Genomic DNA, 12,184 nt, shown 5'->3' on the forward strand with positions numbered 1-12,184 from the left:
GCTGCCCTGCCGGATAAGATTGCTCCCCATCAGGAAAATTCAGGATAGATGAGCCGGTCGGACCGTGTTGCAATACAGGACGAATGTCCTTCAAATTGCAGATTTCTTCCGTACAGTCCCGAACCCTTCCTTGCAGAAAAAAAGTGAGGTATGTTATCATTAGTCCAATATACGGGCTCTGAACATTAGCTTAGGGGGCGGACGAGGAATGTGGACGGTGATTTACATTGCACCGACAGCAAAGGTTGCGGACAAGATCAAAACCAAGCTTTCGGAAGAAGGTTTTCTGGTACAGACCCGTCCCATCAGTGTATCCAAGCAACAATACGAGATTCGCGTCCCTTCCGGGGAGTTGGAAGAGATTCAGGAAGTGCTGAACTCGATTCTGCATTCCTGATTCGTTCAATAGAAGACGTGCCTTGGCGCATGAAGGAGTACCGATGAACCGGTACATAAGGGATTGACCGCACAGGGAGAGAGAGGAATCGACTTGCACGTATCGTTATGCTGCTGTCCTTCCTTCTTTTTTTGTTAGGACAAGATCGGACCGGTGATGCCGTGCCCTTGCGCCAGCACAGATTCAAGCATTCGCTCAGGCAATCTTTCGGTGATTGCGGCAGCATAGGGCGGTAATGATGCTGACCGCTGGTGGCTGCCCGTGCCGGCGGATTGTTTTGTTGTGGACGGATGAGACAAGCCCCGCGGCACCGTGCTGCTCGTAAGCGGTTTACCGCAGTCGTTCAGACTATTGAGGCATTAATGTGATGGGCTGAGTGTGCTGCGGATATCAAATCAACAGCTGGAGAGGTGTAGTTGTGTTCAAAGATATATTCCAGAAGAAACGGAAGTACGCTACCATACCTTCCGAGCGTGCAGTTCGTGGCGAAGGCCAGGAAACTGAGGAACGCCCAAAACGTGAAATACCCGAAGGGCTTATGAACAAGTGCAGCAAATGCGGCACGATTCAATATAGCAAGGAACTGGAGAAAAATTTGAAAGTTTGCCCTGCATGCGGCTACCATATGCGCTTGAACGCGATGGAGCGCATTGCCATGGTGCTCGATGAGACGGGGTTCGTGGAATACGATGCCGACATGGTATCGGTAGACCCGCTCGGCTTCCCGGGATACAGCACCAAACTGGAGCAGCAGCGGTTGAAGTCTGGGCTGAAGGAAGCGGTGATCACCGGCGAAGGCACCATCGAAGGACTGCCTGTCGTCGTTGCCGTCATGAGCTTTGATTTTTTTACAGGCAGCATGGGCTCGGTAGTGGGTGAAAAAATTACGCGTGCGATCGAGAAAGCGACGGAAAAACGTCTGCCTTTGATCATTTTCTCCACGTCCGGCGGTGCCCGGATGCAAGAAAGCATTCTCAGCTTGATGCAGATGGCGAAAACAAGCGCGGCGCTGTCACGCCTTGACGAACAGGGCGGATTATATATATCGGTCATTACGGACCCGACGACGGGTGGTGTATCCGCAAGCTTTGCGAGCCTGGGCGACATCATTATCGCAGAACCGGGAGCCGTCTTTGGTTTTGCGGGCCGAATCGTCATCGAGCAGACGATCCGCCAGAAGCTGCCGGACGATTTTCAGACTGCGGAGTTCAATCAGCAGCATGGACAGCTGGACCTGGTCGTTCATCGCAAGGAATTGCGGTCCACGCTGGGTAAACTGCTGGATATGCACAGTGAAAAGGGAGGGGTCTGAATGGCGGGTGAGTTGCCATATGAAGCGCCTCTGGTTGAGATGCGCAAAAAGATTGAAGAACTGATCCAGTTCGGCCAGGAGAAAGGCATCGATTTTACGGAGGAAATTGCCAGGCTGGAAGAGCGATATCAACGTTTGGAAGAGGAGATTTATTCCGGAATTACGGCTGCACAAAAAATGCATTTGGCGCGGCATCAGCAGCGTCCGACCGCTCTTGACCTGATTCAGCTTGTTTTCACCGATTTCATAGAATTGCATGGGGACCGCATGTTCGGCGACGATTTGGCCGTCGTAGGGGGCCTTGCCAGATTGAACGGACAAACGGTGACCGTGATCGGGCAACAGCGGGGGAAGGATACGAAAGACAACATCGCCCGTTTTTTCGGGAGCGCGCATCCGGAGGGATTCCGGAAAGGGCTGCGCCTGATGAAACAGGCGGACAAATTCGGCCGCCCAATTATTACGTTTATTGATACTAAAGGGGCGTATCCGGGTAATACTGCAGAAGAGAGAGGCCAATCCGAAGCCATTGCCCGCAACCTGCTGGAAATGGCCAAGTTGTCCGTGCCCGTCATCGTTGTGGTGATTGGCGAAGGCGGCAGCGGCGGTGCGCTGGCTTTTGCCGTGGGCAACCGCGTGCTGATGCTTGAGCATGCCATCTATTCGGCCATTTCCCCGAACGGCGCTGCGTCGATTCTGTGGAAGGACGCTTCCAAGGCAGATCAGGCGGCAGAGGCGATGAAAATTACCGCGAGCGACCTGCTCGATATGCAGGTGATTGAGGAGATCGTTCCCGAGCCGCGCGGAGGAGCTCATCGCAATTACGAAGAAACCGCGGAGGTTATTCGCGAAGCCCTTGTTCGTCATTTGGGCGAAATCGGCAGCTGGAGCGGGGAGCAGCTTAGACAGGATCGTTATGAAAAATTCCGCAAAATCGGATCCGTTTCATTCGAAAAGCCAGCGGAAGCGGAGGCCTCCGAACCGCCCGTGGAAGCTGAACCGGTGAGAAATTTGTCGGGAAATGCGGAATGATGTGACGAAATTCCTATACAAATGCTCAAAAATGTAGTAAATTTAATAGTTGGAAAAAGAAAAAAACAGATAAAGAGAGACCTTTAAAATCGGAGGAAACCCAAAATGCGCAAAACGAAAATCGTTTGTACCATCGGACCATCCAGCGAATCGCTGGAGAACACGAAGAAATTGATTACGGCCGGCATGAATGTAGCCCGTCTGAACTTCTCCCACGGTGATTTCGATGAGCACGGCGGACGGATCAAAAACATTCGCCAAGCAAGCGAAGAATTGAACAAAACAGTAGCTATTCTGCTGGACACCAAAGGACCGGAAATTCGGACAGGTAAACTCGAAGTTGAATCGATCGATTTGGTTCAGGACGAGTACATCACGTTGACAACAGAAGAAATTCTGGGCAACAAAGATCGTATTTCCATTACGTATGCAGATCTCCCGAAAGATGTAGCGCCGGGATCTACCATTCTGATCGACGACGGTCTGATCGGACTTACCGTTGTGGAAGTACAAGGCACCGAGATCAAATGCCGCATCGTTAACGGCGGTACGATCAAAAGCAAAAAAGGTGTTAACGTTCCAGGCGTTGCCATTTCTCTGCCGGGTATTACGGAAAAAGATGCGAACGATATCGTATTCGGTATCGAACAAGGCGTCGATTTCATCGCGGCTTCTTTCGTGCGTAAAGCAAGCGACGTGCTGGAAATCCGCGAATTGTTGGAAAAACACAATGCAGGCCATATTCAAATCATCTCCAAAATCGAGAACCAACAAGGTGTCGACAACCTGGACGAAATCCTTGAAGTGTCCGACGGCCTGATGGTTGCCCGTGGAGACCTGGGTGTTGAAATTCCTGCGGAAGAAGTGCCATTGGTACAAAAACGCATGATCGAAAAATGTAACGTTGCTGGCAAACCGGTTATTACGGCAACACAAATGCTGGATTCCATGCAGCGCAACCCGCGTCCTACTCGTGCGGAAGCTTCCGACGTAGCGAACGCGATTTTCGACGGCACGGATGCCATCATGCTTTCGGGCGAAACGGCTGCCGGTAAATATCCGGTAGAATCCGTTCTGACGATGTCCCGCATCGCCGAAAAAGCGGAATCTGCGCTTCCTTACCAGGAGCTGTACCTGAAACAACGCGTGGCTCAACAAACGACGGTTACGGAAGCGATCAGCCAATCGGTTGCGCTGTCCGCTCAAGACCTGAACGCCAAAGCGATCATCACTTCCACGGAATCCGGCCATACGGCTCGCATGGTATCCAAATACCGTCCGGAAGCTCCGATCATCGCGGTAACAACGGAAGACAGAACTTCCCGCCGCCTGGCGCTTGCTTGGGGCGTTACGCCGGTGAAAGGCAGACGTTGCGATTCGACGGATTCCTTGTTCGAGAACGCAATCGAAGGCGGTCTGAAATCCGGCATTGTCAAAGAAGGAGATCTGGTTGTCATCACTGCGGGTGTACCTCTGGGCCGCTCCGGTTCCACCAACCTGATCAAAGTTAGCCAAATTCCAAACAACGCTTAATGGTTCGTAAGAACATCGAAGCAGCATGAAGCAATGGGGCGTTTTGCGCCCCATTGCTTTTTATTTCGAATCAAAGGAGGCAGGGACAATGCAGCATTCGGGCAATGGCAATTGGTACATGACAAAGCTCCGCGTTCGGTATCAGGAGAGCGACCAGATGGGGGTCGTGTACCATATGAACTACGTGAACTGGTTTGAGATCGGCAGGACCGAGACGATTCGCCAAATGGGGTATTCATATCGTAAAATAGAGGAGCAGGGGTTTCTGCTTCCCGTCACCGGATTGGATGTAAAATATCACAAGCCGGCCCGGTATGATGATGAAATCATGATTTTTACCCGAATTGCTGCGTTTAGCGGCTTGCGCCTGAATTACGAGTATGACGTGAGACGCATGACTTCAGACTCTCCCGGTCAGGCTGACGGCGAGCTGCGGGTATGGTCATCCGAGGAATCGCTTCCCGGAGAACGTTTGGTTACCGGTGCTACCCAGCACGTATGGGTGAACCGGGACTGGAAGCCGGTCAGGCTGGATAAGGCAGCCTCTGAGCTTTACAGCGCGCTTGAGAAAGTGTGGCTTTCAGGAAAGGGGTAATTCGCAATGCGAAGATGGATGTGGGGCATATTATTGATTGTTCCGGTCATCGAACTGTTTGGTTTTATTGTTATGAGCGACTGGATCGGGGCTGGAAAGACGCTGCTGCTCATGCTTCTCACGTCCTTGATCGGTATAGCCATGCTGCAATTTGAGGGACGGAAAGTGCTCTATGACGCAAGAGCAGAAATGGAGCGCGGACAGGTGCCCGGCCGAAAAATGGTGGATGGGCTGTTGGTGTTCGTTGGCGGTTTTCTTTTGCTGATTCCCGGTTTTGTTACGGATCTGATCGGGTTTACGCTTGTCTTTCCGATAACACGCGCCGTATACCGCTTGTTCTTCCTGGGGTGGCTTGAGAAAAAAATGAAAAACGGCAGCATCACATTTTACCGCCGACGGTGACATGAAGGTTGTCCGGAACTGGCGTATTCATTGAAAAGAGGCTTCGTGCTGCAGCATACGCTGCAAGCGATGCCTCTTTTGCGTTCAACGAACCTTCCCGTTGACAACGTAGTTGCGTAAATCACGAAATACGTTGGCCCGGTTGAAGGCATCAAGAATGACCAGGCTGACCGGGCCGATGATCAGCCCAAGCACGCCGAACAGCTTGAGTCCGACAAACATGCCGACAAGGGTAGCGAGCGGGTCCAATCCCACGCTGCTGGCCAACACTTTCGGTTCGATCATCTGTCTGGCGACGAGCACGATCAAATAGATCACGGCGATGCCGATGCCCAGATAGGGATCGCCGTTCATAAGCAGATATGCCGCCCACGGAACCATGACCAGACCAACGCCGAGGTAAGGCAGCAGATCGACAAGTCCAATCATCAATGCAATGGTAAAGGCGGATTTGACCTGAAGGACGAGCAAACCGATCATCACGAACAGAGCCGTAATGGAAATCATGATGAGCTGGGCACGGACGTAACCGAACAAAGCCTTTCTCAAATCATTCCAGATGTCAACGATCGGTCTGCGAATGGCCGCAGGAACCCAGCGTGAAACGGTATCGCCATGTCTGGCCCAGTTCTTGCTGATGAAGAAGGCGGCCAGCAAAATGACAATGAAAACTGCGCCCATACTCGGCAAGGAGGTCAGGAAGTTTACGATGCCGTTGAAAAAACCGGTGACGAGATCCGTGACGGCTGTTCCGACCGTTTCCGTCGTTTTGCTGATATTGTTGTTGATGGTTTCCCGATAATTGGGGTTATCTCTGTAAAAGCTGCTGATTTGCTCGATGAGGTTCTGGATCGTATCGCTTTGGGTCCAGCGAACCAATGCATCCCTGAGTTCGTCGATATGCAAGTCAAAGCTTGCCGTCAGCGAGATAACCTCCCGCACAATGCGGGTGACCGCGGCAGATAAGATGACCATTACGGCTCCGAAATAAAGAATGAGCGAAAAAGTCGCGGCCAGCCAGCGGGGAAAACGGACTTTCCTCTGAAGCACCGATACAAGCGGGTTCATGGCATAAGCGATGAGCCAGGCAATAAGGAAAGGGTACAAAAGCGGGAACAGCAGATAGATGGACACGGCAGCCAAGAGGGTCGCAATAATGACCCATAGGCCGCGGAGCAGTCGTTTCGCTACAATTCTGTCCACAATCACGTCTCCTTCCGAATGGGCAAGCATCAGGCTTTCGTAGACTGCATGGGAGGCAAGAGAAAACGGAATACGAGGTTACCGATCGATCAGCTCCATTCTTTTCCTGCTTCCTAGAGTATGCCAGATCAGGAAGAAACATAGCAATGGGAAACGGAAGAATTCTCAGATTTGTATACGTACAATTAAATATAATCAATGTAAATCCTTCGTGTTGTGTAATTGTGCGATGGCTATAGTCTAGTAGACCTAGGTATTTTTTTATATAATTTTAGAAAAAACATACATTCTAAAGCAAAGTTGTGATATTATACTTAAGTCTTAATTACTATATAGTAGGAGGAGAAAACATTGTTCGCAATGGGCTTGATTGCCGGTATATTCGGTATTATTGCATCGATTGTCGCTTTGATGATCGGAGGAATCGATGCGGCATTTTCCGAAAGCGGAACATCCAGCGTGACAGGGCTTGCAATTTCAGCACTTCTGTTCAGCATTTTAGGAATTGTAGGGGCAGCGTTCACCAAAAGCAAACCAAAGCTGGCTGGCTGGTTGATGCTTGTTAGTGGGGTTGCCGGGTTTATCAGTATTTCTATGTTCTACATATTATCAGGAGTACTCTTTATTGTAGCAGGGTTCATGGGGATCCTTAGTAAGAAGAAGGTCGTACAGGAAGCGCGCCCGAATTGAAGCTAACAAAAATTAGTTATATGCACTGAGCAAAAAGTCTCTGCCAACATGGACAGAGACTTTTTGTTATGCTCCAATTTCCATGGGTTTTATTGGTTTATTGGTTAGCGTTCAAATGGGAGCCATCCAAATGGGTTTGGCAGCAGCAGTTAATATCAAGGATTTATGTTATATAATTCGGAATTTTTTATAATAAAATCAGTGATTGCGCACAAAAAAAGCAGGAGACAAGAACCCGCAAATTCTAGTGTTTTTCATCTAGAAAACCACCTACAATCCGGCTAAAACAGGCCAAAACATATAGAAATACAATGGCACAACAAATACTGGAAGAACCTGTTGCATCAATGAAAAGAAACGATAAGACACATATTGAAACCGATTGCAACAGCCAAATGATTATCAGTGTGATAAAGAAGTTTAATGCCCTAATGACACTTGACGATGTTCACATAAACGACAAAATCCAGTATGATGTTATAAGGAAATGACGATTGACAGATAAGAATTGCGTAATTTGGAAATTTTACCAACTTATTTAATGTAAATGTTTTCAAAAGTTTGTTGATGCTCGGCCGTTGCCTGTGAACCCATGGATCGGAGATGTCTGATCTGAGCAGAACGACCTCATGCGCGAGAACCACTCCTGCCAGACCCGGTCTGGCTTCTCTGCAAGTACGACGATAGTTGTTTTTCTTATTTCGCTTATTAAAAGGAGAGATGTAATATGACAGCTACCAAAGGCTTGGAAGGCATCGTTGCGGCGACCTCTTCGATCAGTTCCATTGTGGACGGCGTGCTCACGTATCGCGGTTACAATATTGACGATTTGGCTGAGCATGCAAGCTTCGAAGAAGTGGCCTACCTGTTGTGGTTCGGCAAACTTCCAAACGCTAATGAACTGGAAACCCTGAAGAACAGCCTGAGCGAGTATGCGGCGATTCCCGACGAATTGATTGCGCAAATTCGGCTGTATCCAAAAAGCATGAACACGATGGCGGCACTTCGTTCCGCGATCTCGGCATTGGGCCTTTACGACAGTCAGGCAGACGAAATGACGGCCGAGGCCAATGAGAACAAGGCAGTCAAACTGCAAGCGCAATTGCCTACCATCGTTGCAGCGATAGCCCGTATACGTCAAGGCAAAGACCCCGTGTCTCCAAAAGAAGGCGCTTCCATTGCGGAAAACTTCTTGTATATGCTGACAGGCGAGGAGCCGTCCGAAACGGCTGTTAAAGCGTTCGACCAGGCACTCGTCCTTCATGCCGATCACGAGTTGAACGCGTCGACATTTGCTGCCCGCGTAACGGTAGCGACTTTGTCTGATATTTACTCCGGCGTTACTTCTGCCATCGGAGCGCTGAAAGGTCCGTTGCACGGCGGCGCGAACGAAGCGGTGATGAAGATGCTGAACGAAATCGGTACGCCGGATCGTTTGGAATCCTTCATTCAGGAGAAGCTCAACAACCGCGAGAAGATCATGGGTTTCGGACACCGCGTTTACAAAAACGGCGATCCACGGGCCAAACATCTGCAAAAGATGTCCAGAGAGCTCGGGGAGATGAACAACGATACTCGTCTTTACGAAATGTCCGTCAAAATCGAAGAGATGGTTACGGGCCAAAAGGGACTGAAACCAAACGTGGATTTCTATTCCGCATCGGTGTACACACAACTGGGCATCGATCACGAATTGTTCACGCCGATTTTTGCCATTAGCCGCGTATCGGGATGGACAGCTCACATCCTGGAGCAGCTTTCCGATAACCGGATCATTCGTCCACGCGCGGAGTATACGGGACCTGCCGAGCAGAAGTACGTTGCGATTGGGTTTCGCTAATTGATGGAAAAACCAGTATAATAAACAACGATGAGGCGAAGGGGCTGCTCATACCGGGTTGAAGAGCCATGCATGGGCTCCCCTCCTTCAACATAAGTACAAGCACGGCATGTATATGCCGGGGATATTATTACACTTAGGGAGGAATTAGTGACCATGAAATTAGAAAAATTTGCTCATCCAACTGAAGGAGAAAAAATTCAGATTGATAACGGCGCATTGCAAGTGCCTAATAACCCGATTATTCCATTCATCGAAGGCGACGGCACGGGCCGTGACATCTGGAAAGCGTCCAAGCGCGTTCTGGATGCGGCTGTGGACAAAGCTTACGGCGGCAGCAAAAAGATTGCATGGTACGAAGTATTTGCCGGAGAGAAAGCATTCAATACATACGGAGAATGGCTTCCAAACGATACACTTGAAGCAATCCGTGAGTACATTGTAGCGATCAAAGGACCTCTGACAACACCGATCGGCGGCGGCATCCGTTCCCTGAACGTTGCGCTGCGCCAGGAACTCGACCTGTATGTTTGCCTGCGTCCTGTACGTTACTTCAACGGCGTTCCATCCCCGGTAAAGCGTCCTGACCTGGTAGATATGGTCATTTTCCGCGAAAACACCGAGGACATCTACGCAGGAATCGAGTATGCGGAAGGTTCCGAAGAAGTGAAAAAAGTGATCCAGTTCCTGCAGCAGGAAATGGGCGTCAACAAAATCCGTTTCCCTGAAACTTCCGGGATCGGCATCAAGCCTGTATCTTCCGAAGGCTCCAAACGTTTGGTACGTGCGGCAGTGCAATACGCCATCGACCACAACCGCAAGAGCGTAACGTTGGTACACAAAGGCAACATCATGAAATTCACCGAAGGTGCTTTCAAAAACTGGGGATACGAAGTAGCTGAAGAGGAATTCGGCGATAAAGTGTTCACTTGGGCTCAATACGACAAAATCAAGGATGAGCAAGGCACGGATGCTGCAAACGCAGCACAAAAAGCGGCAGAAGATGCAGGCAAAATCATCATCAAAGATGCCATCGCCGACATCGCTTTGCAGCAAGTCCTGACTCGCCCAGCCGAGTTTGACGTCATTGCGACATTGAACCTGAACGGTGACTACCTGTCCGATGCGCTGGCTGCGCAAGTTGGCGGAATCGGTATTGCTCCGGGCGCAAACATCAACTATGTGACTGGCCACGCGATCTTCGAAGCAACTCACGGTACTGCACCGAAGTATGCGGACAAAGACGTGGTAAACCCAGGCTCGGTTATTTTGTCCGGCGTGATGCTGCTTGAGCATCTGGGCTGGCAAGAAGCGGCTGACCTCATTTACAAAGGCATGGAAACTGCCATCAACAACAAAACGGTTACTTATGACTTTGCACGTTTGATGGAAGGCGCAACCGAAGTGAAATGCTCCGAGTTTGCCGACCAAATCATTAATAACCTGTAAAGGGAGACGATCACGTTGACGATCCAGCGCAAAAAAATCACCGTTGTCGGCGCCGGGTTTACCGGAGCCACGACCGCTCTGATGCTTGCCCAAAAAGAACTTGGGGACGTCGTACTGGTAGATATTCCGCAATTGGAGAACCCGACAAAAGGCAAAGCGCTTGACATGTTGGAAGCGAGTCCGGTTCAAGGGTTTGACAGCAATATCATCGGTACTTCCAGCTATGAGGATGCTGCTGGTTCCGATATCGTCATCATCACGGCCGGCATTGCCCGCAAACCGGGCATGAGCCGCGATGATCTGGTCAACACGAATGCAGGCATCGTAAAGTCCGTTTGTGAAAATGTGAAGGTGCATTGCCCTGATTCCATTGTCATCATTTTGAGCAATCCGGTAGATGCGATGACCTACGCGGCGTACCAGACTTTAGGTTTCCCGAAAAACCGGGTTATCGGCCAATCCGGCGTGCTTGATACGGCCCGTTACTGCACATTTATCGCTCAGGAGCTGAATGTATCGGTAGAAGACGTTCGCGGTTTCGTCCTTGGTGGCCATGGAGATGATATGGTGCCTCTGGTGAGATATTCCAGCGTCGGCGGCATTCCGATCGATACGTTGATTCCTGCGGACCGCATCGAAGCGATCGTTCAGCGCACGCGCGTGGGCGGCGGCGAAATCGTCAATCTGCTGGGCAACGGCAGCGCCTATTACGCCCCGGCAGCCTCTCTCGTGCAGATGGCCGAGGCGATTTTGAAGGATAAGAAACGAATAATTCCGGTTATTGCATACTTGGAAGGCGAGTACGGCTACAATGATTTGTTCTTGGGCGTACCAACCATCCTGGGCGGCGACGGCATTGAAAAGGTGTTTGAACTGGAGTTGACGGAAGACGAGAAAGCGGCTTTGGACAAATCCGCCGAAGCTGTTCGCAATGTCATTTCAGTCGTGAACCTTTAAATTTGAACATTTCCCAAACAGCAATCAAGAAACCTTCGGAGATTCCGGAGGTTTTCTTTTCTTTGGATAACTTCACCAGTATAATGGGATGTGATGAATAGCACACATTGCTTATTGAGGAGGATGAAGGGTTTGGGTATGGTGATGTATTTGCTCCATATTGTCGGAGCGCTGTCTATGGGGTTCTATTTAATCTTGCCGTTTGTGGTTGGTAAAATTCGCACGCTGAGCTCTGCTGCGCAGGAGGGAACGTTCACAACACTCCGTTCGCTGAACAAAGTGGCTCAATATGGTCTGATCATTCAACTGCTTACCGGGGGTTACCTCATGACCAAAGGGGAGTACTCCCATCTATGGATGACCATTGTTGTTCTTTTGCTGCTGGCCATTGCAGCGATCGGTGGCATTATGGGCAAACCGCTGCGACTCGCGGCAGAAGGCGCGAGGAGCAATCAGGATGTCCGTTCGTACCAGAGCAAAATCAGTACATTCAGCGCATTGCTGGCCGTATTTTTGCTCGTCATGGTTTATCTGATGGTAAACCCCGGCGTGATCTAAGCCGTCTTACGGCTTGAGGAATGTAGGATTCGAGCGAAGATTGAAGCGTTTGCATCATGCTGGTAAGTCAGGGCCAGGACAAGCTGTCCTGCTCAAAAGTGGATTTCAAAAGGAAACGCAAAAAAACAAGACAGCCTTTACTCTGTCTTGTTTTTTTGCGTTGTTCGGACAGTGCTCAGCATCCTGGAGATCATAACGACAGGCTGTTGTCCACCC

Annotated in this window: 12 protein-coding genes; 11 read left to right on the top strand and 1 reads right to left on the bottom strand. The window is 50.1% G+C overall.

Going from position 1 to position 12,184, the window contains the following annotated elements; all coding sequences use genetic code 11:
• Nucleotides 1–208 precede the first annotated feature (208 nt).
• The 6 genes from L6H98_RS29060 (at nucleotide 209) to L6H98_RS29085 (ending at nucleotide 5,271) form a co-directional block, all read left to right on the top strand.
• Entirely contained in the window at nucleotides 209–397 is a 189-nt protein-coding gene (locus tag L6H98_RS29060) for a glutamate decarboxylase (RefSeq protein WP_236421189.1), read from the top strand.
• A gap of 418 nt (nucleotides 398–815) precedes the next feature.
• On the top strand, nucleotides 816–1,709 hold the full coding sequence (accD, locus tag L6H98_RS29065) for an acetyl-CoA carboxylase, carboxyltransferase subunit beta (RefSeq protein ID WP_236421190.1): 894 nt from the start codon (nucleotides 816–818) through the stop codon (nucleotides 1,707–1,709).
• A complete protein-coding gene (locus tag L6H98_RS29070; protein ID WP_236421191.1) occupies nucleotides 1,710–2,741 on the top strand; it encodes an acetyl-CoA carboxylase carboxyltransferase subunit alpha in 1,032 nt (343 codons plus the stop codon).
• 105 nt (nucleotides 2,742–2,846) lie between these two features.
• Complete coding sequence (pyk, locus tag L6H98_RS29075; RefSeq protein ID WP_236421192.1) at nucleotides 2,847–4,274, top strand: pyruvate kinase; 1,428 nt, start codon at nucleotides 2,847–2,849, stop codon at nucleotides 4,272–4,274.
• Between the two features lie 88 nt (nucleotides 4,275–4,362).
• A complete protein-coding gene (locus L6H98_RS29080) occupies nucleotides 4,363–4,869 on the top strand; it encodes a thioesterase family protein (protein WP_236421193.1) in 507 nt (168 codons plus the stop codon).
• Between the two features lie 6 nt (nucleotides 4,870–4,875).
• Nucleotides 4,876–5,271, top strand: a complete 396-nt coding sequence (locus L6H98_RS29085; protein ID WP_236421194.1) for an FxsA family protein — start codon at nucleotides 4,876–4,878, stop codon at nucleotides 5,269–5,271.
• 84 nt (nucleotides 5,272–5,355) lie between these two features.
• On the opposite strand, the gene ytvI is transcribed toward L6H98_RS29085, so the two are convergent.
• Entirely contained in the window at nucleotides 5,356–6,474 is a 1,119-nt protein-coding gene (gene ytvI / locus L6H98_RS29090; protein ID WP_236421195.1) for a sporulation integral membrane protein YtvI, read from the bottom strand.
• 351 nt (nucleotides 6,475–6,825) lie between these two features.
• Between ytvI and L6H98_RS29095 the strand changes: the two genes are divergently transcribed.
• The 5 genes from L6H98_RS29095 (at nucleotide 6,826) to L6H98_RS29115 (ending at nucleotide 11,968) form a co-directional block, all read left to right on the top strand.
• Nucleotides 6,826–7,164 (top strand): DUF4064 domain-containing protein, encoded by a 339-nt coding sequence (locus tag L6H98_RS29095; protein WP_290371507.1) that lies wholly within the window; start codon nucleotides 6,826–6,828, stop codon nucleotides 7,162–7,164.
• 727 nt (nucleotides 7,165–7,891) lie between these two features.
• Nucleotides 7,892–9,004, top strand: a complete 1,113-nt coding sequence (gene citZ / locus L6H98_RS29100) for a citrate synthase (RefSeq protein WP_236421196.1) — start codon at nucleotides 7,892–7,894, stop codon at nucleotides 9,002–9,004.
• 156 nt (nucleotides 9,005–9,160) lie between these two features.
• Nucleotides 9,161–10,453, top strand: coding sequence for an NADP-dependent isocitrate dehydrogenase (gene icd, locus L6H98_RS29105; RefSeq protein WP_236421197.1), 1,293 nt, complete (start codon nucleotides 9,161–9,163; stop codon nucleotides 10,451–10,453).
• Between the two features lie 15 nt (nucleotides 10,454–10,468).
• Nucleotides 10,469–11,410, top strand: coding sequence for a malate dehydrogenase (gene mdh / locus L6H98_RS29110; protein WP_236421198.1), 942 nt, complete (start codon nucleotides 10,469–10,471; stop codon nucleotides 11,408–11,410).
• Between the two features lie 132 nt (nucleotides 11,411–11,542).
• Nucleotides 11,543–11,968: a hypothetical protein gene (locus tag L6H98_RS29115; protein WP_236421199.1), complete on the top strand. Its 426-nt coding sequence runs from the start codon at nucleotides 11,543–11,545 to the stop codon at nucleotides 11,966–11,968.
• Nucleotides 11,969–12,184: the final 216 nt, after the last annotated feature.

Source organism: Paenibacillus sp. JJ-223 (genome assembly GCF_927798175.1).
GTDB classification, from domain to species: Bacteria; Bacillota; Bacilli; order Paenibacillales; family Paenibacillaceae; genus Paenibacillus; species Paenibacillus hubeiensis.